Annotated in this window: 21 protein-coding genes; 7 read left to right on the top strand and 14 right to left on the bottom strand. The window is 72.8% G+C overall.

The window, feature by feature from the left end; genetic code table 11:
- Positions 1–106 precede the first annotated feature (106 nt).
- From ruvX to K304_RS27125, 5 genes are all read right to left on the bottom strand, one after another.
- On the bottom strand, positions 107–571 hold the full coding sequence (gene ruvX / locus K304_RS0103625; protein ID WP_027762633.1) for a Holliday junction resolvase RuvX: 465 nt from the start codon (positions 569–571) through the stop codon (positions 107–109).
- Complete coding sequence (gene alaS / locus K304_RS0103630; protein ID WP_027762634.1) at positions 571–3,237, bottom strand: alanine--tRNA ligase; 2,667 nt, start codon at positions 3,235–3,237, stop codon at positions 571–573. The genes ruvX and alaS overlap by 1 nt, the downstream gene beginning before the upstream one ends.
- A complete protein-coding gene (locus K304_RS0103635) occupies positions 3,237–3,572 on the bottom strand; it encodes a DUF6167 family protein (protein ID WP_027762635.1) in 336 nt (111 codons plus the stop codon). Before K304_RS0103635 ends, alaS begins: the two co-directional genes overlap by 1 nt.
- Before the next feature lie 7 nt (positions 3,573–3,579).
- Positions 3,580–4,014, bottom strand: a complete 435-nt coding sequence (locus K304_RS0103640) for a DUF948 domain-containing protein (RefSeq protein WP_027762636.1) — start codon at positions 4,012–4,014, stop codon at positions 3,580–3,582.
- Positions 4,015–4,176: 162 nt separating this feature from the next.
- Positions 4,177–5,412, bottom strand: coding sequence for an RsbRD N-terminal domain-containing protein (locus K304_RS27125; RefSeq protein ID WP_051307837.1), 1,236 nt, complete (start codon positions 5,410–5,412; stop codon positions 4,177–4,179).
- A gap of 119 nt (positions 5,413–5,531) precedes the next feature.
- Between K304_RS27125 and ureA the strand changes: the two genes are divergently transcribed.
- From ureA to K304_RS0103665, 4 genes are read left to right on the top strand one after another with little or no spacing between them, the layout of a single operon-like run.
- Positions 5,532–6,110 carry an urease subunit gamma gene (gene ureA, locus K304_RS0103650; RefSeq protein ID WP_027762637.1) on the top strand — a complete coding sequence of 193 codons (579 nt, stop codon included), beginning with the start codon at positions 5,532–5,534 and terminating at the stop codon, positions 6,108–6,110.
- A complete protein-coding gene (locus tag K304_RS0103655; protein ID WP_027762638.1) occupies positions 6,107–7,795 on the top strand; it encodes an urease subunit alpha in 1,689 nt (562 codons plus the stop codon). The genes ureA and K304_RS0103655 overlap by 4 nt, the downstream gene beginning before the upstream one ends.
- A 17-nt stretch (positions 7,796–7,812) precedes the next feature.
- Positions 7,813–9,516 (top strand): amidohydrolase, encoded by a 1,704-nt coding sequence (locus tag K304_RS0103660; RefSeq protein WP_027762639.1) that lies wholly within the window; start codon positions 7,813–7,815, stop codon positions 9,514–9,516.
- Positions 9,513–10,850 carry an MFS transporter gene (locus K304_RS0103665; RefSeq protein WP_027762640.1) on the top strand — a complete coding sequence of 446 codons (1,338 nt, stop codon included), beginning with the start codon at positions 9,513–9,515 and terminating at the stop codon, positions 10,848–10,850. The genes K304_RS0103660 and K304_RS0103665 overlap by 4 nt, the downstream gene beginning before the upstream one ends.
- Positions 10,851–10,954: 104 nt before the next feature.
- On the opposite strand, the gene rpsD is transcribed toward K304_RS0103665, so the two are convergent.
- Positions 10,955–11,569 (bottom strand): 30S ribosomal protein S4, encoded by a 615-nt coding sequence (gene rpsD / locus K304_RS0103670; RefSeq protein WP_027762641.1) that lies wholly within the window; start codon positions 11,567–11,569, stop codon positions 10,955–10,957.
- 55 nt (positions 11,570–11,624) lie between these two features.
- On the opposite strand from rpsD, the gene K304_RS0103675 reads away from it, so the two are divergent.
- Complete coding sequence (locus K304_RS0103675) at positions 11,625–12,515, top strand: DUF2470 domain-containing protein (RefSeq protein ID WP_486591565.1); 891 nt, start codon at positions 11,625–11,627, stop codon at positions 12,513–12,515.
- 34 nt (positions 12,516–12,549) lie between these two features.
- Here K304_RS0103675 and K304_RS0103680 read toward each other — a convergent pair whose 3' ends face one another.
- The 4 genes from K304_RS0103680 to K304_RS0103695 form a co-directional block, all read right to left on the bottom strand.
- On the bottom strand, positions 12,550–13,956 hold the full coding sequence (locus K304_RS0103680) for a replication-associated recombination protein A (protein ID WP_027762643.1): 1,407 nt from the start codon (positions 13,954–13,956) through the stop codon (positions 12,550–12,552).
- 91 nt (positions 13,957–14,047) lie between these two features.
- Positions 14,048–14,695 (bottom strand): vitamin K epoxide reductase family protein, encoded by a 648-nt coding sequence (locus K304_RS0103685; protein ID WP_027762644.1) that lies wholly within the window; start codon positions 14,693–14,695, stop codon positions 14,048–14,050.
- A gap of 76 nt (positions 14,696–14,771) precedes the next feature.
- Positions 14,772–16,031 carry a histidine--tRNA ligase gene (gene hisS, locus K304_RS0103690; RefSeq protein WP_027762645.1) on the bottom strand — a complete coding sequence of 420 codons (1,260 nt, stop codon included), beginning with the start codon at positions 16,029–16,031 and terminating at the stop codon, positions 14,772–14,774.
- A gap of 14 nt (positions 16,032–16,045) precedes the next feature.
- Positions 16,046–16,762 (bottom strand): MBL fold metallo-hydrolase, encoded by a 717-nt coding sequence (locus tag K304_RS0103695; RefSeq protein ID WP_027762646.1) that lies wholly within the window; start codon positions 16,760–16,762, stop codon positions 16,046–16,048.
- 155 nt (positions 16,763–16,917) lie between these two features.
- On the opposite strand from K304_RS0103695, the gene K304_RS0103700 reads away from it, so the two are divergent.
- Both K304_RS0103700 and K304_RS0103705 read left to right on the top strand, forming a co-directional pair.
- Entirely contained in the window at positions 16,918–17,736 is an 819-nt protein-coding gene (locus K304_RS0103700; RefSeq protein WP_027762647.1) for a peptidylprolyl isomerase, read from the top strand.
- Between the two features lie 199 nt (positions 17,737–17,935).
- Entirely contained in the window at positions 17,936–19,165 is a 1,230-nt protein-coding gene (locus K304_RS0103705) for a DUF349 domain-containing protein (protein ID WP_027762648.1), read from the top strand.
- A 67-nt stretch (positions 19,166–19,232) separates the two neighbouring features.
- Here the strand turns inward: K304_RS0103705 and K304_RS0103710 are convergent, their stop codons facing one another.
- From K304_RS0103710 to secD, 4 genes are all read right to left on the bottom strand, one after another.
- On the bottom strand, positions 19,233–21,761 hold the full coding sequence (locus tag K304_RS0103710) for a RelA/SpoT family protein (RefSeq protein ID WP_027762649.1): 2,529 nt from the start codon (positions 21,759–21,761) through the stop codon (positions 19,233–19,235).
- A 142-nt stretch (positions 21,762–21,903) separates the two neighbouring features.
- Entirely contained in the window at positions 21,904–22,455 is a 552-nt protein-coding gene (locus K304_RS0103715) for an adenine phosphoribosyltransferase (protein WP_027762650.1), read from the bottom strand.
- Between the two features lie 5 nt (positions 22,456–22,460).
- Positions 22,461–23,573 (bottom strand): protein translocase subunit SecF, encoded by a 1,113-nt coding sequence (gene secF, locus K304_RS27130; protein WP_051307839.1) that lies wholly within the window; start codon positions 23,571–23,573, stop codon positions 22,461–22,463.
- Entirely contained in the window at positions 23,574–25,355 is a 1,782-nt protein-coding gene (gene secD / locus K304_RS0103725) for a protein translocase subunit SecD (protein ID WP_027762651.1), read from the bottom strand. It abuts the gene before it with no gap.
- Positions 25,356–25,423 lie beyond the last annotated feature (68 nt).

A 25,423-nucleotide genomic window follows, 5' to 3' on the forward strand; every position in this document is an offset into this window, starting at 1 on the left:
AGCGGCAGCGGTGGTGTGCGCGATTACCGCGCGGTCCGTTCGTCGGTCCGTCCGGGGAGACGGTGTTCGAACGTCCGGCGTCGCGCCGCACGTTACCGTATCGCGATCAGATGACCACTTCGACGCACTGCCCCGGCGGCCCGCCCGACGTCCGTTCGGTCTCCAGGGCACTCTGCAGGATGACGACGGCCGCCGCCTGGTCGATCCGGGAGCGGCCCTTCTTCGCGCTGACTCCGGAGGCGCGCATGCCCTGCGCCGCGGTGACGGTGCTCATCCGCTCGTCGACCAGCCGCACCGGTACCGGGTGGACGTTCCCGGCAAGCTGCGTGGCGAATGCACGGACCTTGGCCGCGGCGGGCCCCTCGCCTCCGCTGAGCGAACGCGGGAGGCCCACGACGACCTCGAGCGGCTCGTACTCCGCCACGAGCGCGGCGAGCCGCCGCTGGGCCGCCGGGACGTCGCGCCCCGGCACGGTCTCCACGGGCGTGGCCAGCAGCCCGTCGGGGTCGCTCGAGGCGACCCCGATCCGGGCGTCGCCGACGTCGACGGCCAGGCGCCTGCCGCGCCGCATCAGCCGGCCTCGGCGACCAGCCGCTCCACGGCGGCCATGGCCTCGGTGACGGCCTCAGGGTTCTGCCCGCCGCCCTGGGCGACGTCCGGCTTGCCGCCGCCTCCGCCGCCGAGGGTCTTGGCGGCGGCGCGGACCAGGTCGCCCGCGCGCAGCCCGCGGTCGCGGGCTGCGGCGTCGGTGGCGACCACGGTCAGCGGGCGGCCGTTCGTCACGGTGAACAGGGCGACGACGGCGGGCCGGCCCGCCAGGCGCTGCCGCACGTCCAGCACGAGGGTGCGCAGGTCGTCGGCGGTGGTGCCGTCCGGCACCCGTCCGACGGCCAGCGCGGTGCCGCGGACGTCCTTGGCGCCCTCGGCCAGCCCGGCGGCGGCCTGGAGCACCTTCTCGGCGCGGAAGCGCTCGATCTCCTTCTCGGCGTCCTTGAGCCGGCCGAGCACGCCGGAGATCTTCTCCGGAAGCTCCTCCGGCCGCCCCTTGACCAGTTCGGTGAGCTGGGAGACCACGGTGTGCTCGCGGGCGAGGAAGCGGTAGGCGTCGACGCCGACGAGGGCCTCCACGCGGCGCACGCCGGAGCCGATGGAGGACTCGCCGAGCAGCTTGACCAGTCCGAGCTGGGCGGTGTTGTGCACGTGGGTGCCGCCGCACAGCTCCTTGGAGAAGTCGCCGATGGTCACCACGCGGACCTGCTCGCCGTACTTCTCGCCGAACTCGGCGAGTGCGCCCTGCTTCTTGGCGTCGGCGATCGACATCACCTCGGCGGTGACGTCGAGTTCGCGGGCCAGCACCTCGTTGATCTTCTGCTCGACGTCGGTGAGCACCGTGCCGGGCACGGCGTTCGGCGAGCCGAAGTCGAAGCGGAAGCGGCCCGGTGAGTTCTCCGAACCGGCCTGGGCGGCGGTCGGGCCGAGGGCGTCGCGCAGCGCCTGGTGGGTGAGGTGGGTGGCGCTGTGGGCGCGGGCGATGGACCGGCGGCGCGCCAGGTCGATGACGCAGTGGACCGACGCGCCGACGGTGACCTCGCCGACCTGGACGACGCCCTTGTGCACGCTGACCCCGGGCACCGGCTGCTGCACGTCGCGGACCTCGACGACGGCGCCGGTCCCGAGGCGGATCTTCCCGGTGTCGGCGAGCTGGCCGCCGCCCTCGGCGTAGAACGGGGTGCGGTCGAGCACGACCTCCACCTCGTCGCCCTCGTGGGCGGCGGGAGCGGAGGCGCCGTCGACGAGCAGACCCACGACGGTGGACTCGCCCTCGGTGTCGGTGTAGCCGGTGAAGACGGTGGTGCCGGAGGCGTCGGCGACGGCCCGGTAGGCGGAGAGGTCGGCGTGACCGGTCTTCTTGGCGCGGGCGTCGGCCTTGGCGCGGTCCCGCTGCTCCTTCATCAGGCGGCGGAAGCCGTCCTCGTCCACGGAGAGGCCCTGTTCGGCGGCCATCTCCAGGGTGAGGTCGATGGGGAAGCCCCAGGTGTCGTGCAGCAGGAACGCCTTGTCGCCCGCCAGCACCTTCCCGCCGCCGGCGCGGGTCTCGGTGACGGCGGTGTCCAGGATGTTGGTGCCGGCCTTGAGGGTCTTGAGGAAGGCGGCCTCCTCGGCGAGGGCGACGGTCTCGATCCGCCGGCGGTCCTCGGCCAGCTCCGGGTACTGCGGGCTCATGGCCTTGATCACGGTGTCGGTCAGCTCGCCGACGGTGGGGCCGGTGGCACCGAGGATGCGCATGTTGCGGATGGCGCGGCGCATGATGCGGCGCAGCACGTAGCCGCGGCCCTCGTTGCCGGGGGTGACGCCGTCGCCGATGAGCATGACGGCGGTGCGGACGTGGTCGGCGACCACGCGCAGCGAGACGTCGGCCGCGTCCTTCTCCCCGTAGGTCGTGCCGGTGAGTTCGCCGGCCTTGTCGATGACCATGCGGGAGGTGTCGATCTCGTACAGGTTGTGCACGCCCTGCAGGATCATCGCCAGGCGTTCGAGGCCGAGACCGGTGTCGATGTTCTTGGTGGGCAGCTCGCCGAGGATCTCGAAGTCGGTCTTGCCGGTGCCCTCGCCCCGGATGTACTGCATGAAGACCAGGTTCCAGATCTCCACGTAGCGCTCGTCGTTGACGGCCGGGCCGCCCTCCTCCCCGAACTCCGGGCCCCGGTCGTAGTTGATCTCCGAGCAGGGGCCGCAGGGGCCGGGGACGCCCATGGACCAGTAGTTCTCCTCCATGCCGAGACGCTGGATACGCTCGGCCGGCACGCCGACGTCCTCGCGCCAGATGCGCTCGGCCTCGTCGTCGTCGGTGTAGACGGTGATCCACAGCCGTTCCGGGTCCAGCCCGTAGCCGCCGTCCTCGACGGAGGAGGTGAGGAGTTCCCAGGCGAGCGTGGCGGCACCCTGCTTGAAGTAGTCGCCGAAGGAGAAGTTGCCGCACATCTGGAAGAAGGTGCCGTGCCGGGTGGTCTTCCCGACCTCCTCGATGTCCGGCGTCCGCACGCACTTCTGCACGCTGACGGCGCGGTTGTACGGCGCAGTGGACTCGCCGAGGAAGTACGGCTTGAAGGGGACCATGCCCGCGTTGACGAGCAGCAGCGTCGGGTCGTCCGCGATCAGCGACGCCGACGGCACGACGGTGTGCCCCCGCTCCTCGAAGAAGCGCAGCCAGCGGCGGCGGATTTCAGCCGACTCCATCAGTGGTCCTCATTCCGGTCGTAACGGTGGACGGTGGGCGGGCCCGGCAGCGGCCTGCGGACGGTGCGGGCGGTGGGGGCGGGAAGTTCGGGGTGGTCGGCGTCGGGGGACGCCTGGAGGCCGAGCGCGTCGGTGAGTTCGTCCTCGCGCTGCGCCATGCCCGCACGCACGTCGAGCGCGAACTCCCGGACGCGGTGGCCGGTCTCGACCGCCTTGTCCGCGGCGCGGGCCGCGAGCGAATCGGGCGCGAGGCTGCGCAGCTTGCGGTTGACCTTGGTGGTGGCCCACACGCCGGCTGCGGCGCCGGTGGTGAACCAGAAGGCGCGTCGGAACATGGCGTGATCAGCCCTTTCGGCGGGTCGAGCGGCCGCCCTTGCGCGCGGCGGGCAGCGTACGGCCGGGGACGACCGTGCGGGGCGGCGGCGCGGGCTCGTCGCGGCGCCCCAGGGCACGGCGCACTCCGTAGCCGAACGAGGCCACCTTGACCAGCGGCCCGCCGAAGACCGTGGAGACCGTGGTGGACAGCGCGTTGGCGTTGGAGGTGACCTCCTGGACGTCCGACGCGATCGAGTCGACCCGCTCCAGCTGCGACTGCGCGGAGCGCACCGTCTCCGACGCCTCGGACAGCAGGGGAACCGCTCGTTCGGTCACGCCCGTCACCAGCTTGGTCGCCGCCTTGAGCGTCTGGGCGAGCCTCACCAGCACCACGGCGAGGAACGACACCAGGATCGCCCAGAAGACCGCCACCAGCAGACCGGCCACTTCACCACCGGACACGCTGCACCGCTTCCCTCGGGTCTCGTTCTGGGTCGGCCGTCGCCCGTTGGGTGCGGTCCGCTCCGGGCGTTACGGCAGGTACCGAGCCTATCGCGCCGGGGAGGCACCGCTGAACCCGATTACCGGCGCGGGCGGCGCCGCGGGGAGGCGGTCGCGGTGCGCTCAGCCTGCTGCGGGCGGGCCCGGACCGTCCTGTGCAGCCGCCCATCCGGCGTGCAGGCGGGCGCAGCGGAGGGCGAACAGGACTGTGGCGGCCTCGACCGGTCTGGTCACCCGCAGGCCGGTCAGCTCGGTGAAGCGGCCCAGGCGGTTCAGCACGGTGTTGCGGTGGCAGTACAGCCGGCGGGTGGTCTCGGCGACGGAGCCGGAGTCGCAGTACGCGGTCACGGTCTCCAGCAGCCGCTCGCGTTCGTGGACGGAGAGCGGCTCCAGGCCCGCGAGGACGCTCTCGGCCAGCAGCACGCCCGTCTCCCCCAGGCGTGCCGCGGCCAGCGGCATCCATGCGTCGCTGAGCGGCACCGGGCCGGCGGCCTCGTCGTCGAGGGCGGCGGCGACGGCCTCCGCGACCCGGACCATGGCGGGCACGCGGGCGAGGCCGTGGGCCACCGGCGCCACGGCACACGGCACGTCGGCGGGCCAGCCCGGCGGCAGGCCGCCGGCGCCCGCGGGGAGGCGGGCCAGGAGCAGCAGCGTGCCGTGGTGCTGGTGCAGATGGGCGACGTCGGGACCGAGGCGGGCGGCCGCCCGCCGGAGCTCCTGCGGGTTCTCCGGCAGCGCGGCGGCGACGCCGAAGGCGTCCTGGACGTCGGCCTGAAGCAGGGTGGCCGCCTGGGAGACCAACTGCTGGTCGCGGCCGTCGGAGGAGAGGAGGCGGCCGAGCAGCGCGGCCTTCGCCCGCTCCCGTTCGCGGGCCTGGACGGCGACCTCGTCCAGGTAGGCGGCGTGCGCCTCGACGGTGTGGAACTCGACCGCTTCCCAGACGCGCACCGCCGAGAGGGTCAGCTGCGGCAGGCCCTCGGGCGGGGTGCGTTCGGTGAACGCCTCCCACAGGATGCGGAAGTCCATCCGCACGGCCTGGAGCATGCGTTCCAGGGGGACGCCCTGGCGGGCGCGCCGATGTCCGAGCCGCTGCGGGGTCTCGCGCAGTTCGCGGGTGACCGGGAGGCCGCCGATCATCCGCAGCAGCATCTCGAAGCAGGCCCGGGCGGTGTCGCGCAGGTCCTGCGCGGGGACGGTGGCGCGGTAGTCGTCGAAGGCGGAGACCTCGGCGGTGTAGCGGTCGACGAGGGCGTCGACGTCGTCCAGGCAGTCCCGTACCAGGGCGCGCAGCGCGGCGGACGGCGGCCCTGGGGCGACGGTGTCCCCGGCCCGGTCCCGGGGAGGCGGCGTGTTGTGCATGTGCACAGTATGCGCCCGGCAGCGCGGAGCGATTCGGGCCTTGTCGGCCCGCCGGGCGGCGGGCACGCTGCCAGGAACGCCCTGAGCACCGTCCGCCCCGGACCGTCGAGAGAAGGCCGATGCATCTCACCCCACGGGAACAGGAACGTCTCCTGCTCTTCTCCGCGGCCGAACTGGCGCGCAGGCGGCTGGCACGCGGCGCGCGACTGGGGGCCACCGAGGCCGTGGCGCTGGTCTGCGACGAGATCCAGGAGTGGGCCTGGGACGGCGTGGCGCTGGCGGACGTCGTCGAGCGCGCCGCCGGCGTGGTGCCGCGGGACCGCCTGCTGCCCGGCGTCCCGGAGGCGGTACCCGCCGTGCAGGTGGAGGCGCTGTTCCCGCACGGCACCACGCTGGTGCACGTCGCGGAGCCCTTCGGGCCCGCTTCCGACACGGGGCCGGGCGGCGTGCTCACGGCCGGTGAGGACGCGGACCTGGCGCCGGGCCGTCCGCGCCGCCCGCTGACGGTCCTCAACACCGGCCCGCGGCCGGTCTGGGTGTCCTCCCATTTCCCGCTGGAGGAGGCCAACCGGGCGCTGGAGTTCGACCGGGAGGCGGCCCGCGGGCATCGGCTGGACGTACCCGCGGGCACGTCCGTGGAGTTCGCCCCGGGGACCGCCAGGACCGTCACCGTCGTCGCGCGAGGAGGAGAACGATGAGCCGCATGCCGCGGAGCGCGTACGCATCCCTGTACGGCCCCACGACCGGCGACCGGGTCCGGCTCGCCGACACGGGGCTGTGGGTGGAGGTCGAGGGCGACGACACCGAGCCCGGCGAGGAGATGCTGGGCGGGTGCGGGAAGACGGCCCGCGACGGGTTGCTGGTCGCCGGCCGCGCGCCGCGCGACAGCGCACTGGACATGGTGGTCCTCGGCGTCGTGGTGCTGGACCCGCTGCTCGGCGTCCGCAAGACCAACATCGGCATCAAGGACGGGCGGGTGGTGGGCACCGGCCGTGCCGGGAACCCGCACACCGCCGACGGCGTGGAGCTGGTGGTCGACTCGCACACCGCGATGATCACCGGTGAGGGCCTGCTGGCGACACCCGGCATCGTCGACTCCCACGTGCACCTGTCCAGCCCCGAGGTCGTGCCGGCCGCGCTGGCCGCGGGGGTCACCACGATGGTCGGCATGGGCATCGGCGGCGTGTGGGACGTGGGCGCCAACCCGGCGTACAACCTGCACAGCCTGATCGAGGGCTGGCGGGACGCGCCGGTCAACGTGGCGTTCCTGGCGCGGGGTTCGTCCTCGTCGCAGGAGCTGCTGGAGCGGGCGGTGCTGGCCGGCGCCGGCGGGTTCAAGATCCACGAGGACTGGGGCGCCACCCCCCGGATCGTCGACACCTGCCTGGGTGTCGCGGAGGACGCGGACCTGCCGGTCGCGCTGCACACCGACACCCTCAACGAGTCCGGCTACCTGGCGGACACACTGGACGCGACCCGCGGCCGGACCGTGCACGCCTACCACGTGGAGGGCGGCGGCGGTCACCCCGACCTGCTGGAGATCGTCTCCCGGCCGCACGTGCTGACCTCGTCCACGACGCCGACGCTGCCGCTGACCCCGGCGACCGTCGCCGAGCTGCTGCCGATGACCATGACCGTGCACCGCGGCCACCACGGCGTGAGCAGCGACGTGTCGATCGCGGCGAGCCGGGTGCGCGAGCACGCCATCGCGGCCGAGAACGCCCTGCACGACCTGGGCGCCATCAGCATCGTCAACTCCGACTCGATGGGCATGGGCCGGATCGCGGAGACCGCGCGGCGCACCTGGCAGCTGGCACACGTGCAGGCGGAGCTGGCGGGCGAGAGCGGCCCGGACGTGGTGAACAACCGGCGGGTGCTGCGCTACCTGTCGAAGATCACGCTCAACCCGGCCGTCGCGCACGGCATGGCCCGGGAGGTCGGGGCGCTGCGGCCCGGCGCGCTCGCCGACCTGGTGCTGTGGCGTCCGCAGTACTTCGGTGCCCAGCCGGAGCTGGTGCTGAAGTCCGGGTTCGTGGCGTGGGGGCAGAGCGGCTCGGGTTCCGGCTCGACGCGGCTGACCCAACCGCGGGTGATGAAGCCGTACTTCGGCGGCATGGGCGGTGCGCCGCGCAGGCTGTCCACCGTGTTCGTCTCCCGCGAGTGCCTGGAGGACGGCCGGGCGGCCGGAGCACTGCCGGGCGGGGTGCGCTACTCCGCACTCGCCGGCAGCCGCGGCCTCACCCGTGCCGACATGGTCGCCAACACCGCCGTGCCGCAGGTCGCGGTGCCCACCACGCCGGAACCGGTGCTGGTCGACGGCCGTGCCGTGCCCGTCCACCGCGCGGCCGAACTGCCGCTCACCCGGCTGCAGAACCTGGCCTGAGGGAGGCACACGCGACGATGCTCGACCTGAAGCTGACGGACGCCCGCATCCGCACCGTCGACGACGCCCGCCCGCACGCCCGCACCCTCGGCGTCCTCGGGGACGTGGTGGTGGGCCTCGACGAGGCGGTGGCGCATCTGCCGGCCCGGACGGTGCTCGACTGCGGCGGCGCGACGGTCGTGCCCGGGTTCGGGGACGCGCACAACCACATGGCGTGGTTCGGGCAGTCCCTGGACCAGCTCGACCTGACGGGGGCCCGGACGACGGAGGACGTGTACGGGGCCGTCGCCCGGAAGGCCGCCGGACTGCCCTCCGACGGATGGGTGGTCGGCTCCGGTTACGACGACACGGTCATGGGCGCGCACCCGCACCGCGAGGCGCTGGACCGGGCCGGCGGGGGCCGGCCGGTGTGGCTCACGCACCGTTCCGGGCACATGTGCACGGTCAGCAGCGACGTGCTGCGGCGCTGCGGCGTACTCGACGGCACGGCCGCCGACCCGGCCGGGGGCGTGGTCGTGCGCCGGCCGGGCGGCGATCCGACGGGGCTCCTCCAGGAGCGGGCGCAGTCCCTGGTGACCGCCCTGGTGATGCCGTACCCGGTGGAGGAGCTGGCCGGGGCGATCGGCCGGGCGAGCGCGGTCTACGCGGCCGAGGGCCTCACCCACGTCACGGAGGCCGGGATCGGCGCCGGGCTCATCGGGCGCAGCCCGGCCGAGGCGGCCGCCTACCAGCTCGCCCGTGAACGCGGCACGCTGCGCACGCGGGTGGAGCTGATGACGGCCGCCGACAATCTGCACCCGCTGGGCGCCCATGCCGACGACGGCATCACCGCCGGCATCGATCTGGGTCTGCGCACCGGCTTCGGCGACGCGTGGCTGCGTCTGGGCCCGATGAAGATCTGGCTCGACGGTTCCCTGGTGGGCCGGACGGCCGCGCTGACGGAGGCGGCCTGCGGGCACCCGCATGCCGGGGGCGTCTACCAGGACGAGCCGGAGGACATGCGGCGGCTGATCGTCGAGGCCCACCGTTCGGGCTGGCGGGTGGCCGCGCACGCCATCGGCGACGAGGCCGTCGACCTGGCTCTGGACGCCTTCGAGGAGGCGCAGCGCGACGCGCCGCGCCCCGGCGTCCGGCACCGCGTGGAGCATTCCGCGGTTGTACGGCCGGATCAGCTGAAACGTTACGCCTCCCTGGGAGTCGTCCCGGTACCGCAGGCGCACTTCCTGCACGTCATCGGCGACACCATGGCCGACGCGCTGGGCCCGGCGCGGGTCGACTGGCTGTACCGGCACGGGACCTTCCTGCGGCACGGCCTGCGGGTACCCGGCAGTTCGGACCGCCCCGTCGCCCCCGGCGCCCCGCTGCTCGGCATGCAGTCCATGGTCGAACGTCTGAGCCGGGACGGCCGTGTGCTGGGCGCCGACGACCGCGTCACCGCCGAGCAGGCGCTGCGCGCGTACACCCTGGACGCCGCGTGGGCCGGGCACGACGAGCAGCGCCGCGGCAGCCTCTCCCCCGGCAAACTCGCGGACTTCGTGCTGCTCGCCGACGACCCGGTCCGCACCGCGAGCAGCCGCATCGGCGCCATCGACGTCCTCGCCACCTTCGTGGCGGGGCGGTGCGTCCACGGAGCGGACGCGCTGGAGCAGCGCACCACCCCCGCCGGAACCGTCCCCGTGACCGGCGGACAGGCACCGCAGCAGGCAAGGAGCAACCGATGAAACAGACGGACCCCAGCACGATCCCCGGTGAGGCACCGGCCGACGGCAGGGCGGTGGTCACCGGCGAGGAGGCCGGGAAGGTCGCCTTCGCCGCGTTCGTCGGCACCGCCCTGGAGTGGTACGACTACTTCCTCTTCGGCACCGCGGCGGCTCTCGTCTTCAACCGCCTGTTCTTCACCTCGCTCGACCCGACGGCCGCGACCCTGGCGGCGTTCGCCACGTTCGGCGTCGGCTTCGCCGCCCGCCCGCTCGGCGCCGTGCTCTTCGGCTGGCTCGGCGACCGGATCGGCCGGCGGCCCGCCCTGCTGATCACCGTGGTGGCCATCGGCGTGGCCACCGGACTGATCGGCTTCCTGCCCACGCACGCCTCGATCGGCCTGGCCGCGCCCGCGCTGCTGGTGCTGCTGCGGCTGCTCCAGGGCGTCGCGGTCGGCGGCGAGTGGGGCGGCGCGGTCACCCTCGCGGTGGAACACGCGCCTCCCGGCAAACGGGGCCGCTACGCCGCGCTGCCGCAGGTCGGCTCGCCCGTCGGCACGCTCCTCTCGTCCGGCGCGTTCGCCCTGGTGCTGCTGCTCCCGGAGGAGTCCTTCGACGCCTGGGGCTGGCGGCTGCCGTTCCTCGCGGCCTTCCCGATGCTCCTCGTGGCCGTCTACATCCGCCGCCGGGTGGAGGAGTCACCGCTGTTCGACGAGCTGCTGCGGCACGACGACCGGGCCAAGGTCCCGGCGCTGGAGGTCTTCCGCACGGCGTGGCTGCCGCTGCTGGTCGCGATGGCGTCCGCCCTGCTCGGCATCGGCGGCTTCTACCTGCTGACCACCTTCATGATCTCCTACGGCGCGGACACGCTCGGCCTGGACCGCGGGCTGATGGTCAACGCGACGCTCGTCGCGGCCGTCGCCGAGATCGCGGTCATCCTGGTGATGGGCCGGCTGGCTGAGCGGCTGGGCCCGGGCAGGGTCACGATGTGGGGCGGCCTGGCGAGCGCGCTCTTCGCCTTCCCGTTGTTCTGGCTGATCGAGACGGAGAACCCGGTGGTGGTCGTCCTCGCGGTGACGGCCGGCATCGCGGTGGTGTCGGTGGCGTACGCGGTCACCGGCGCGCTGCTCACCGAGCTCTTCCCGGCGCGGCTGCGGTACAGCGGTGTCGCACTGGCGTACAACCTGGCGGGCGCCCTGACCGGATTCCTGCCGGCCCTCGCCACCGCCCTGCTGGACGCGGGCGGCGGCGCGTCCTGGCCGGTGGCGCTGCTGATGGTCGGACTGTCGCTGATCACACTGGTGGGCGGCGTACTCGGCGGGCGGATGCGCGTCGCGGACCCGGTCACGACGGCCTGACGGCGGTCCGCACCCGGGACGACGACGGACCCCGGCTCCCGCACCCGCGTGACGCGGGTGCGGGAGCCGGGGTCCGTGACGGCCGGCGGGAACCGGCCCCGGGTTCAGCGGGCGTAGTACTCGACGACCATCTGCTCGTCGCACACCACGGGGACCTCCTTGCGCTGCGGGTCCCGGTCGAGGCGGAAGGCCAGCGCCTCGAGGTTGACCTCGAGGTAGCGCGGGGTCTCGCCGTCGGGGGCGTAACCGCCCTCGCGGGCCACCAGGAACGGATGCTTGGCACGGCTGCGCTCGCGGACCTGCACCACGTCGTCCGGGCGGACCCGGTAGGAGGGCCGGTCGACCTTGCGGTCGTTGACCGCGATGTGACCGTGCACGACCATCTGGCGGGCCTGGTAGATGGTGCGGGCCAGACCGGAGCGCAGCACGAGCGCGTCCAGGCGGCGCTCCAGCTCGATGATCAGCGCCTCGCCGGTCTTGCCCTCCTTGACCTTGCGGGCACGGTCGTAGGCGCGGACCATCTGGCGCTCGCTGATGTCGTACTGGGCGCGCAGCCGCTGCTTCTCCAGCAGGCGGACCTTGTAGTCACTGTTCTGCTTGCGGCCGCGGCCGTGCTCGCCCGGCGGGTAGGGGCGCTGCTCGAAGTACTTGACGGCCTTCGGGGTCAGCGCGATGCCGAGCGCCCGCGACTTCTTGACCTTGGGACGCGACTGGTTCACGTTGAACGGACCTCCGTGTAAGTTAGGTGAGGCTTACCTTAGCGGAGGAGTACGCATGTTTCGACCTCGGAACCCCCACGACGGCACCGGTGACGGTACGGAAGCGGGGCAGCCGCGTCCCGTGGAAGACGCCCGGGGCCCCTCGGCCGCCGAGCGCGTACGCACTCTCGTGGAGTCCAGCGTATCCGCCCGGCTGCTCGTTCCCGGCATCGAGTCCGAGACGGGCGGACTCGGGCTCCCGGACGACGCGCCCGTCGCCCGTGCCGTGGACGCCGACGGCGACGTGCTGCTGCTGGTCGGCGCCGCACACCCGGCGGCCCGCGCGGCCGCGCGGGCCCGGGACGACGAACTGTGCGCCGTGATGGAGATCACCGACGTCGCACCCGTCGCGGTGCCCCACCGGGTCCGCGGCCGGGCCTGGGTGGCCGGCTGGCTGACGCCGGTGGCGGCGCCGGACAGGCCCGCCGCCGCACGACTGCTGGCCGAACGCGCCCAGGGCGAGCCGGGCGGGCCGGTGCCGGACGACCGACGGCTGCTGCTCCGGCTGGAGGTCGGAGAGGCGCACGTGGACGACCTGTGGGGCGAGGACGCCGTCGAACCCGACGCGTTCGCCGCCGCGACGGCCGACCCGCTCGCCCGGCACGAGGCCGAGTTGCTCCAGCACCTCGCCTCCGCGCACGGAGACCAGGTACGCGGCCTGTGCACACTGCTCGACGCCTTCCCCGCGCCGCACGAGGCGCCGGGCGACGCCTCGTGCGCGGCGGTCGCGCTCGGCCGGGTGACGCCGCTGGCTCTGGACCGCTTCGGCATCCGGGTGCGGTTCGGCGACGGGGACGGGACCGCCTGCTACGACGCGCGCTTCGACTTCGCGGAGCCCGTGCGGGACGTGGGCGGGCTGCGGCGGGCCATGCACCGGCTGTTCGAGGCCGCGACCACCGCACGGTGAAGGGGGTGGCCGGGGAGAGGGTGCGCGGCGGGCGTCAGCCCTTCCCCTCCTCCGCCTTCGGCGGTGGTGCCGCCTCCTCGGCGGCGGGGAGGGACCGGCCCGCGAGCCGCGCACGCACCCGCTCGGCGACGTCCGCGTATTGTGCCTCGGCGCCGTAGCGGGTGGGGGCGTAGTACCGCTTGCCGTGCACGGCGTCCGGAGCGTACTGCTGGGCCGCGACGCCGCCCGGCAGGTCGTGCGGGTACTGGTAGCCCTGGCCGTGGCCGAGCTTCTGCGAGCCCTTGTAGTGGCTGTCCCGCAGATGTGCCGGCACCGGCCCGGCCAGCCCCGCCCGTACGTCCGCCAGCGCCGCGTCGATCGCCAGGTAGGCGGCGTTGGACTTCGGCGCCAGGGCGAGCGTCACCGTGGCCTGCGCGAGGGTGATCCGCGCCTCCGGGAAGCCGATCATGGCGACGGCCTGGGCGGCGGCGACGGCCGTCTGGAGCGCCGTCGGGTCCGCCATCCCGACGTCCTCGCTGGCGGAGATCATCAGCCGCCGGGCGATGAAGCGCGGGTCCTCCCCCGCCTCGATCATGCGGGCCAGGTAGTGCAGCGCGGCGTCGACGTCGGAGCCTCGGATCGACTTGATGAGCGCACTCGCCACGTCGTAGTGCTGGTCGCCGTCCCGGTCGTACTTCACGGCGGCACGGTCGACGGCCTCCTCCAGGGACGCCAGGGAGATCTCCTGCTCCCCCTTGGCGAGCGCCGCTCCGGCGCCGGCCTCCAGCGCGGTGAGCGCGCGACGGGCGTCGCCCCCGGCGACGCGGAGCAGATGGTGCTCCGCCTCCTCGGGGAGCGTGACAGCGTCGTCCAGGCCGCGCGGGTCCGCGACCGCGCGGCGGACCAGGCCACGCACGTCGTCGTCGGTGAGCGGCTCCAGGGTGAGCAGCAGGGAGCGGGACAGCAGCGGGGAGATCACCGAGAAGTACGGGTTCTCCGTCGTGGCCGCGATCAGGGTGACCCAGCGGTTCTCCACCGCGGGCAGCAGCGAGTCCTGCTGGGCCTTGCTGAACCGGTGGATCTCGTCCAGGAAGAGGACGGTTTCCTTGCCGTAGGCCCCGGACGAGCGGCGGGCGCCGTCGATGACGGCCCGCACCTCCTTCACGCCCGCGGTGATGGCGGACAGTTCCACGAAGCGCGCGTCGGTGGCGCGGCTGACGACATGGGCGAGGGTGGTCTTGCCGGTGCCGGGCGGGCCCCAGAGCATGACGGACGACTGGCCCGCCGGGCCCCCCGCTCCCTCGCCGACCAGGCGGCGCAACGGGGACCCGGGACGCAGCAGGTGCTGCTGGCCGACGACCTCCTCCAGCGTGCGCGGACGCATGCGTGCGGCCAGCGGACTGGCGGACGGCTCGCGCTCCTGGCGGTCCTCGGCGGCGGCGGTGAACAGATCGGGCTCCACGTGGCCACACCCTAGGTCACCCCACTGACAACGCCGCCCGGTGACCGCGTACGGACGCGGCCACCGGGCGGCGGAGAGGTGTGCGCGGCGTTCAGCCGGTCCAGAAGCTCCACCACTGGGTGAGGATCAGCATGCCGATCACGCCGGTGTGCATCACGGGCAGGACCCAGGGGAACTCCTCGACGAAGTTCCGCACGCCGGCCGGTGCGGGCAGGAGGCCGCGGGTGATGGTGTGGCTGGTGACGTACCAGAACAGGAAGATCGTGGCGACCCAGGCCAGGCAGCACCACAGGCACAGGGCACCGATGGTGTACAGCGAGTGGTACTGGAGCCAGGTGACGAAGCCGACGCCGAAGAGGCAGCCTGCGTTGAAGGTGAGCCAGTACCAGCGGGGGAAGGTGGTCCCGGTGAGCAGGGTGACGCCGATGGCGATGACCACGGGGTACGCCACCAGGCCGATCAGCGGGTTGGAGAAGCCGAACGCGGAGGCCTGCGCGCTCTCCATGATGTTGCCGCAGGAGAGGATCGGGTTGAGGCTGCAGCCCGGGGTGTAGGTCTCCCCTCGCGCCTTCGCCTCGAGGATCTTGGTCTTGTCGATGGTGATGACGACGGCCGCGAGCAGCCCCATCAGGCCGGTGACGATCAGCAGCCAGGAGAAGCCGCGCCGGGCTCCCACGTCACCCTCCGGCGGCTCGTCCGTGGGGGTGCGAGCGTTGTCGGGGGGTGCCGTGGTCGTCATCACGTGTCGCGTCCTACTCGTCGGCCGGGGTCGGTGGTGTCGGGCTGTCACTCATTCTGCCCCAACGGCGCAAGGGTCAGCCGAGCTTCGCCCGAACCGCGGCCACCACTCGTTCGAGTGGTACCGGGCTCTGCTCGCCGCTCTCCAGGTCCTTGAGCTGGACGACGCCTTCGGCCAGGTCCCGGTCGCCCAGGACCAGGGCGAACCGCGCCCCGGAGCGGTTGGCGGACTTCATGGCGTTCTTCATGCCCTTGCCGCCGTAGGCGAAGTCCGCGGCGACGCCCTCCCGGCGCAGCTCGGTGACCGCCGCGAAGAGGGCGCGCCGGGCGTCCTCGCCGAGCGGGACGGCGAAGACCTGCGCCCCCGCCGGCGTCTGCGACGCCACGTCCTCGGCCCGCAGCGCGAGCACGGTGCGGTCCACGCCCAGCGCCCAGCCCACCGACGGCAGCTCCGGCCCGCCGATCATCTCCGACAGGCCGTCGTACCGGCCGCCGCCGCCGACGGCGGACTGGGAGCCCAGCCCGTCGTGCACGAACTCGAAGGTGGTGCGGGTGTAGTAGTCCAGGCCGCGCACCAGCCGGGGGTCGTCCTCGAAGGCGACTCCGGCCGCGGTGAGCAGTTCGCGCACCTGCTCGTGGTAGGCCTTGCAGCCCTCGCACAGGTGGTCGCGCATCATCGGTGCGCCGGTGAGCTGCTGCTGGACGCTCTCCCGTTTGTCGTCGAGCACCCGCAGGGGGTTGATCTCGATGCGCCGGCGGGTGTCCTCGTCCAGGTCGAGGGCGCGGAGGAAGTCCTGGAGGGCGGCACGGTAGGCGGGGCGGCACTCCTTGTCGCCGAGCGAGTTCAGCAGCAGCCGGACCTGCCTGAGGCCCAGCGCGCGGAACGCGTCGGCGGCGAGGATGATCAGCTCGGCGTCGAGTGCCGGGTCCTCGGCGCCCAGGGCTTCCGCACCGACCTGGGAGAAGTGCCGGTAGCGGCCGGCCTGCGGGCGCTCGTAGCGGTAGTAGGAGCCGGAGTACCAGAGCTTGGCGGGCAGGGCGCCGCGGTGCAGGCCGGCCTGGAGCGCGGCGCGCAGCACGGACGCGGTGCCCTCGGGGCGCAGCGCCAGCTCGTCGCCGCCTCGGGTGGTGAGGGTGTACATCTCCTTGGTCACGATGTCGGTCGACTCGCCGACGCCCCGGGAGAAGAGGCCCGTCTGCTCGAAGCCGGGCGTCTCCACGTAGCCGTAGCCGGCGCGGCGCAGCGGGGCGGAGAACGCCTCGCGCACGGCCAGGAACTGCGCGGAGTCCGGGGGGATCAGGTCGTAGGTGCCCTTGGGGGCGGAGAAGGTGCTCATCGCGTGCGTCTTCGTCACATTCCTCGTCGTGGCGGGGCGCTCGGGCCGCCGCCGCGGCCGCCCGCGGCCACCTCCCGCAGGAAGGGGTTGGTGTCGCGTTCGCGGCCGATGGTGGTCTGGGGGCCGTGGCCGGAGAGCACCACGGTCGAGTCCTCCAGGGGCAGGCACACGCGTGCCAGCGAGTCGAGGATCTCGGCGTGGTCGCCGCCCGGCAGGTCGGTGCGTCCGATGGAGCCGGCGAACAACAGGTCGCCCGAGAAGAGGACCGGCGGGATGTCGGCCTGCTCGGGCATCCGGAAGGTCACCGACCCCCTGGTATGGCCCGGCGCGTGCGCGACGGTGAGTTCCAGGCCGGCCAGCTCCAGCGCCGCGCCGTCGGACAGCTCCCGCAGGTCGTCCGGCTCGCCGATGGTCAGCTCGTCCATCAGCGGCCTGCCGATGACGCGGCCCATGGCCTTCTCCGGGTCGCTCATCATGAAGCGGTCCTCGGGGTGGATCCACGCGGGCACGTCGTGCGCCCCGCAGACCGGGACGACCGAGGCGACGTGGTCGATGTGCCCGTGGGTGAGCATCACCGCGACGGGCTTCAGCCGGTGCTTGGCCACGGCCTCCCGTACGCCCTCGGCGGCCTGGTGGCCGGGATCGATGATCACGCACTCCTCGCCGGCGGCGGGGGCGACCAGATAACAATTGGTCCCCCAGGCCCCGGCGGGGAACCCGGCTACGAGCACATTCGTCCTTCGGTCGTCCGGCAGATGGATAACGGCTGCCCGGAAGCCTACCGGCGCCGGTACGGGCGCCGCGAATGCGTATACGGTACGGGCCAGGTTCCCGGCCGTACGCATGTACGCACGCACGTTCTGAAGGATCTGAAGGAGACGTCCCCGTGGTCACCAGTGAGCAGCGGCGGAAGCAGCTCGCACGCGAGAAGTACCTCCGCCAGCAGGAGCGCCGCGCGGAGACGCGGCGCAAGGCCCGCATCCGCAACGCGGCCATCGCGGCCGGCGTGGCGGTCGTGCTCGTGCTGTGCACCGCGTACGCCCTGTCCGGCGGGCTGGAGGGCAAGGAGGACACCGCCTCCGACCCGCAGCCGAGTGCGACACCGTCCGCACAGAAGGACGCTCCCGACCCCTGCGCCAAGCCCGCGAAGGGCAAGCCGAACGGCGAGCAGTGGAAGAAGGAACCCGAGCTGACCGTGGACGAGTCCGCGACGTACACCATGGCGCTGGACACCGCCTGCGGGAAGATCGGCATCGAGATGGACGCGGGCAAGGCGCCCCACACGGTGAACTCGTTCGCCTTCCTGGCCGAGAACGACTTCTTCGACCACACCGAGTGCCACCGTCTGACCACCGAGGGCATCTTCGTGCTGCAGTGCGGCGACCCGCAGGGCTCCGGCATGGGCGGTCCCGGCTACACCATCCCGGACGAGAACCTGGACGACGAGCGGCTGAAGGACGGCATGTACCCGGCCGGCACGGTCGCGATGGCCAACACCGGGCAGAAGGACTCCGGCGGCAGCCAGTTCTTCCTCGTCCACCGGGACAGCAAGCTGCCGCCGAGCTACACCCCCTTCGGCACCGTGACCGACTCCGGCATGAAGGTGCTGAAGAAGATCGCGAAGGCCGGTGTGAAGGGCCAGGCCGAGGACGGCCGCCCGGTCGCCACCGCGACGATCGACGACGCGACGGTGCGGAAGTCCTGACCCCCACCACTCCTCCGCCGGCGGGTGCGCCGGCACCGCGGGCCCGGCTGATCAGCGCGATCGGCCGGGCCCGCGAACAATTCGGACCGCGCTGGATGCGGACAGCACACCCGGCGTTCGCTTATGTTGGGCGTGACGAAATATGTGGACGACGCCCCTGGGATCGGACCCGGTGCGGGCGTCATGTGGAGGAGGCGCTGTGAGCAGCGATCCGTGGGGCCGCGTCGACGAGGCGGGGACCGTGTACGTGCGTACGCCGGACGGTGAGAAGGTCGTCGGCTCGTGGCAGGCGGGCTCGCCCGAGGAGGCCCTGGCCTACTTCGAGCGCAAGTACGACGGCCTGGTCGTCGAGATCAGCCTCCTCGAACGCAGGGTGAAGACGACCGACCTGTCCGCCAAGGACGCGTCGACGGCCATCGAGCACCTGCGGGAGCAGGTCGACGCGCATCACGCGGTCGGCGACCTGGCCGCACTGCGCGAGCGCCTGGACCGGCTCACCGAGGCGGTGGACAAGCGGCGCGAGGAGCGCAAGGCCAGGAAGGCGCAGCAGTCCGAGGAGGCCCGCCGGGCGAAGGAGGAGGTCGTCGCCGAGGCGGAGCAGCTGGCGGACAGCGACCAGTGGCGGGTGGCCGGCGAACGGCTGCGTGCCCTGGTGGAGACCTGGAAGGGCCTGCCCCGGCTCGACCGGAAGTCGGACGACGAGCTCTGGCACCGCTTCTCGCACGCACGTTCCGCCTTCTCCAAGCGGCGCAAGGCGCACTTCGCCCAGCTCGACGCGCAGCGCGAGGAGGCGCGGCAGCGCAAGGAGAAGCTGGTCTCCGAGGCGGAATCGCTGTCCGGTTCCCGTGAGTGGGGGCCGACTGCTGCCAAGTACCGCGACCTGATGCAGGAGTGGAAGGCCGCGGGCCGGGCGCAGCGGGAGCACGAGGAGGACCTGTGGAGCCGCTTCCGCGGCGCCCAGGACGTGTTCTTCCAGGCACGCTCCGAGGTGTTCGCCGAGCGGGACGCCGAGCAGCGGGAGAACCTGACCCGCAAGGAGGAGCTCGCGGCCGAGGCGGAGAAGCTGCTGCCGGTGTCGGACCTGAAGTCGGCCCGGTCGGCGTTCCGCGCGCTGAACGAGCGGTGGGACGCCGTGGGGCACGTGCCCCGGGACTCCAAGGCGCGGATCGAGGGCCGGATGCACGCGGTGGAGCGGGCCATCCAGGACGCCGAGGACTCCGAGTGGCGCCGGAGCAACCCGGAGGCCCGGGCGCGGGCGGCCGGGCTGACCGGTCAGCTGCAGGACGCGGTGGACAAGCTGCGGGAGCAGGCCGAGAAGGCCCGGGCGTCCGGCAACGACGCGCGGGCGGCGAAGCTCGAGCAGGAGCTCGCCGGGCGGCAGGCGCTGCTGGACCAGGCGCAGAAGGGCCTGGAGGAGTTCGGCGGCTGACGCCTGCCACACGAGAGAGGGGCACGGTCCGGGCGGACCGTGCCCCTCTCTCGTGTGCGGCGCGTTGCTACTGCCGGCGTGCGGAGGTCACGCGGTAGACGTCGTAGACGCCCTCCACGCCCCGCACGGCCTTCAGTACGTGTCCGAGGTGCTTGGGGTCGCCCATCTCGAAGGTGAAGCGGGAGATGGCCACCCGGTCGCGGGAGGTCTGGACGGCCGCCGAGAGGATGTTGACGTGCTGGTCGGACAGCACGCGCGTGACGTCGGACAGCAGCCGGGACCGGTCCAGCGCCTCGACCTGGATGGCGACCAGGAACACCGAGGACTGGGTGGGCGCCCATTCCACGTCCAGGATGCGCTCGGGCTCCCGGGACAGCGCGTCGACGTTCTGGCAGTCGGCGCGGTGCACGGAGACGCCGCTGCCGCGGGTGACGAACCCGATGATCGGGTCGCCGGGCACCGGGGTGCAGCAGCGGGCGAGCTTGACCCACACGTCGTCGACGCCCTTGACCACCACGCCCGGGTCGGCGGAGCGGCGCTTGCTGCGCTTGCGCAGCGGCGGCGTGGTCTCCGCGATGTCCTCGTTGGCGGCCTCCTCGCCGCCGACCGCGTGCACCAGCTTCTTGACGACGTTGGCCGCGTCGGCGTGGCCCTCGCCGATGGCCGCGTAGAGAGCCGAGATGTCGGGGTAGCGCATCTCGTGCGCGATGGTGACGAGGGAGTCGCCCGTGAGGATGCGCTGGATCGGCAGGTTCTGCTTGCGCATCGCGCGGGCGATGGCGTCCTTGCCCTGCTCGATGGCCTCGTCGCGGCGCTCCCGGGTGAACCAGGCGCGGATCTTGTTGCGCGCGCGGGGGGACTTGACGAAGCCGAGCCAGTCCCGGGAGGGGCCAGCGTTGGCCGCCTTGGAGGTGAACACCTCCACCAGGTCTCCGTTGTCGAGCGTGGACTCCAGCGGCACCAGGCGGCCGTTGACCCGGGCCCCTATGGTGCGGTGACCCACCTCGGTGTGCACGGCGTAGGCGAAGTCGACGGGCGTGGCGCCGGCGGGCAGCGCTATCACGTCTCCCTTGGGGGTGAAGACGAAGACCTCGTGGCGCGACAGGTCGAAGCGCAGGGACTCCAGGAACTCACCGGGGTCCTCGGTCTCCTTCTGCCAGTCCAGCAGCTGCCGCAGCCAGGCCATGTCGTTGACGGCGTCCTTGTCGCCGCCCTTGCCGGCCTTCTTCGGGACGTCGGTGCGCACCTTGGAGGCGCCGGCGACGGCTTCCTGCTTGTACTTCCAGTGCGCGGCGATGCCGTACTCGGCGCGGCGGTGCATGTCGAAGGTGCGGATCTGCAGCTCGACCGGCTTGCCACCGGGCCCGATGACCGTCGTGTGCAGCGACTGGTACATGTTGAACTTGGGCATCGCGATGTAGTCCTTGAACCGTCCGGGCACCGGGTTCCACCGGGCGTGGACGGTGCCGAGCGCCGCGTAGCAGTCGCGGACGGTGTCGACCAGGACGCGGATGCCGACCAGGTCGTAGATCTCGGCGAAGTCGCGGCCCCGCACGATCATCTTCTGGTAGACGCTGTAGTAGTGCTTGGGGCGTCCGGTGACGGTGGCCTTGATGCGGGCGCCGCGCAGGTCGGTCTGGACCTCGTCGGTGACGATGGCGAGGTACTCGTCCCGTTTGGGAGCGCGCTCGGCGACGAGGCGGACGATCTCGTCGTACATCTTGGGGTAGAGGATCGCGAAGGCGAGGTCCTCCAGCTCCCATTTGATGGTGTTCATGCCCAGCCGGTGGGCGAGCGGGGCATAGATCTCGAGGGTCTCGCGGGCCTTCTGCTCCTGCTTCTCCCGGCGCAGGTAGCGCATGGTGCGCATGTTGTGCAGCCGGTCGGCGAGCTTGATGACCAGCACCCGCGGGTCCCGGGCCATGGCGACGACCATCTTGCGGACGGTCTCGGCCTGTGCGGCCTCCCCGAACTTGACCTTGTCCAGCTTGGTGACGCCGTCGACCAGCAGCGCCACCGAGTCCCCGAAGTCCCGGCGCAGCGTGTCCAGGCCGTACTCGGTGTCCTCGACGGTGTCGTGGAGGAGGCCGGCCATCAACGTCGCGGGGTCCATGCCCAGCTCCGCGAGGATGGTCGTGACGGCGAGCGGGTGGGTGATGTACGGGTCGCCGCTCTTGCGCTTCTGGCCGCGGTGCCAGCGTTCGGCGACCTGGTAGGCCTGCTGGATCTGCCGGAGCGTGGCCGACTCGATCTTGGGGTCGTTGCCGCGGACGATGCGCAGCAGGGGCTCCAGGACCGGGTTGAAGGGGCTGGAGCGCTGGACGCCGAGACGGGCCAGGCGGGCGCGGACCCGGTTGGAGGAACCGGAGCGGCCGGAGACGCCGGAAACCGGCCGGGGCGGGGCGTTCCGGCCGCGCGGACCGTCACCCGCGCGCCCGGACGCGGCCGTGCCCGCCGGGGCCTCCTCGCGGCCGGTCGGCGGGGCGGTCCGGTCGGCGCCGCCCTTCGCCGACACCTCCGCGGGGGACGCGGCGGCGTCGGCGGCCTGCGCGTCCCGGTCCTGGGAGGCGGTGAGCGGCTGGGCCTCGTCTGGCACGTGCACTCCTCGTTGGACACCAGGTAGGAATGCCATGGTAGCGATCCGGCCGCGGCGCGCCGCGAGGACGGCCCGGCGGGGACGACCGCGGGCCGGCCCGGAGCTGCCTCCGTGACCGGCCCGCGCGCGTGTACGGCCCGCCCTACACGGTGACCAGGGCCTCCAGGGGGGCGCCGTCGAGGGAGGGCTCCAGCCGGGAGCGGCCCTCGAGGAAGCCGAGCTCGAGGAGCACCGCGACGCCCGCGACCTGGGCCCCGGCCCGCCGGATCAGCTCCAGCGAGGCCTCGGCCGTGCCACCGGTGGCGAGGACGTCGTCGATCACCAGCACGCGGTCGCCGGCGCCGAGGTCCTCCGCGTGCACCTCGATCTCGGCGGTGCCGTACTCCAGCTCGTATGCCTGGCCCAGAGTGGCGCCGGGCAGCTTGCCGGCCTTCCGGACCGGGATGAAGCCCACCCCGGCCCGTACGGCCGCGGGAGCGGCGAGGATGAAGCCGCGCGCCTCCAGGCCGACGACCTTCGTCGCGCCGTGCTTCTCGCACAGCGCGGCCAGGGCGTCGGTGAGTGCGGAGAACGCCTCGGGGTCCGCCAGCAGCGGTGTGATGTCCTTGAACATCACACCGGGCTTGGGGTAGTCCGCGACGTCCCGGATGCGGCTGAGGAGCAGGTCGCGATCGTCCCGTGCCAGGGCGCTCATGCGGCTCACCTTCCCCGGCCCGTGGCGGAACCGGCTCCGTGGCTTCCGGCCACGCGGCGCTCCGCGATGCCCGTACGGCCGGAACCTCCCGCACCGGCGGCTCCGCCGCCGGCCGCGGTGTCCTCACGCTCGTCGGCGCCGCCGCGGGCGTCGGCGCGGGCGCGGCGGGCGAGGATCCGGCGGTCGTGGTCCTTGATCTCCGGCTGGCGCAGCTTCAGCTCGGTGGCGACCGGTGTGGCGAGCACGATGGAGGAGAGCGTTCCGGCGGCGAGGCCGATGAACAGGGGGAGCGAGATGTCCGTGAGCGTACCGCCGCCCAGCAGGCCGCTGCCGATGAACAGCAGGCCGGCGACGGGCAGCAGGGCGACGACCGAGGTGTTGACCGAGCGCACCACGGTGGCGTTGATGCCCAGGTTCGCCAGCTCCCCGTACGTGTAGCGGTCCTGCTTGGTGAGGTTCTTGGTCCTCTCCTTGACCTTGTCGTAGACCACGACCGTGTCGTAGAGCGAGTAGCCGAGAATCGTCAGCATGCCGACCACCGTGCCCGGCGTCACCTCGAAGCCGACGAAGGCGTAGACGCCGATGGTGACGATGAGGTCGTTGAGCAGGGCGACGAGGGCGCCGACCGCCATCCGCCACTCGAACGCGAAGGCCAGATAGAGCGTGACCAGCGCCAGGAAGATCAGGATCCCCTTGACCGCCTGGTCGGTCACCTGTTCGCCCCAGCTGGGACCGACCAGATCGGCGTTGACCTGCTGCGTCGGGACGCCGAGCTCCTTGGCGAGCGCCGCCCGCGTCTCCCCCGACTCCTCGGTGTCCAGCCCGGTGACCTGGATGCGCAGGGCCCCGCTGCCCAGCTTCTGGACGTCGGCGCTGCGGCCCGAGGTGTCCTCGGCGACCTCCCGCGCGTCCGACTCCGAGAGCGAGGTGGGGGGCGTGGTGAGGACCGCTCCGCCCTGGAAGTCGATGCCCATCGTCAGCCCGCGGACGCCGAGGCCCATGAGGGCGGTGACGACGAGGAGCAGCGTGATCCCGTACCAGAGCTTGCGCCGGCCGACGAAGTCGTAGGAGGTCTCTCCCCGGTACAGCTTGGCGCCGAGGTTACCCAGCCTGGACATTCAGGCCTCCTTCGGTTCGGCGGAAGTGGTGGAGCGGCGGCCGCGGCCGCGCAACGGCGGCCGTGCGCCGAGCCGCTTGGGGTCGAGCCCGGACCAGGGACGTCCCTGAGCGAAGTACTTCCGCCCCGACAGGATGACCATGAGCGGCTTGGTCAGCAGGAAGACGACGGCCACGTCGATCGCCGTGGTGAGGCCGAGCACGAAGGCGAAGCCCTGCACGGAGCCCACCGAGACCGCGAAGAGCACGACGGCCGCGAGCACCGAGACCACGTCCGAGACGACGATGGTCCGCCGTGCGTGCGGCCAGGCCCGCGTGATGGCGGAGCGGACGCCGCGCCCGTCCCTGACCTCGTCCCGCACTCTCTCGAAGTAGACGATGAACGAGTCGGCGGTGATACCGATGGCGACGATGGCGCCGCAGACCGCGGGCAGGCTCAGCGCGAAGCCGACGGCAGGGCCCAGCAGGGTCATGATCGTGTACGTGAGGATGGCGGCGACCACCAGGCTCCCGATGGCGACCAGACCCAGCAGGCGGTAGTAGAACATCAGGTAGGCCACCACCAGTGCCAGTCCGATGGCGCCGGCGATGAGCCCCGCCTGGAGCTGGTCGGAGCCGAGCGAGGGCGAGATGGTGGTGACGTTGCTCTCCTCGAAGGTCAGCGGGAGAGCGCCGTAGGACAGGATGTTCGCCAGGTCCTCGGCGGACTGCTGGGTGAAGCTGCCCGAGATCTGGGCGTCGCCCGCGAGCCGCTCCCGCACGCTGGGGGCGGAGACGACCTCGCCGTCCAGCACGATGGCGAACTGGTTCTGCGGCTGGGGGTTCTTGGAGAGCTTGCCGGTGATGTCGGCGAAGGAGTCCTGGCCCTTGCCGTTGAACGACATGTTGACGATCCAGCCCGAGCCCTGCTGGCTGTCGAACACGGCGCCGGCGTCGTCCACGTTCTTGCCCTTCACGGCCACCGGGCCGAGGGCGTACTTGAACAGGGGCTGGTCCTTCTCCTTGGCCCCGCAGTTCACGCTCGCCTCGCCGGGCTTGGCCTGGGCCGCGGCCCGGTTGGCCTTGGCGCGCTTCTCCGCCGTGGAGCAGTCCAGCTTCTGCAGCTTCTCGGCCACGTCGGCCGGTACCCCGCCCGGCGGGGCCGGTGCGTTCGGCGAGGGCTCGGGGTCGGCGGCGCCGGAGGCGCTGGGGCTGGGGGACCCGGAGGGGTCGTCGGCCGTGAGGCCGTCTGTCACTGCGCGGCCCTGGGGCTCACCGGACGGGCTCGCCTCGGCCTCCTGGGAGGGATCGTCACCGGGCTTGCCCTCCTCACCGGACTGCTCCGGGTCGCCGGCCGAGGGAGACGGGCTGGGCTGACCGGCGTCCGGCTTCGTGCCGGGCGCCACGGCGAGCACCGGGCGGAAGTTCAGCCGGGCGGTGGTGCCGACCTGCTCCCGGGCCTGCTCCTCGTCGGTGCCCTCCGGGATGTTGACGACGATGTTCTTGCCGCCCTGGGTCTGCACTTCGGCTTCCGAGACGCCGAGGCCGTTCACACGCCGCTCGATGATGCCCACGGCCGTGTTCATGCTCGTCGGGGTGATCGCGTTCTCCGCGCCCTGCTGTTCCCGCGCGGTGAGCGTGATGCTGGTCCCTCCGGCCAGGTCGATGCCCAGGCGCGGAGTCGTGGTCCCGGAGAGGAACATCCCCCCGGTGAGGCCCACGACGGCGATCAGCAGAATGACCAGGGACCGCCCCGGCTTTCCCTGCGCGCCCGGGGACCTGCGGCCCTTCTTCGGTGCTGCCACCTTGTCGTCTCTCCTGTCCGGCCGCCCGCACCGGCCCGGCCCGTGCCGGGACCGCGGCGCGAGGCGCG

This window comes from Streptomyces sp. CNS606 (assembly GCF_000426325.1).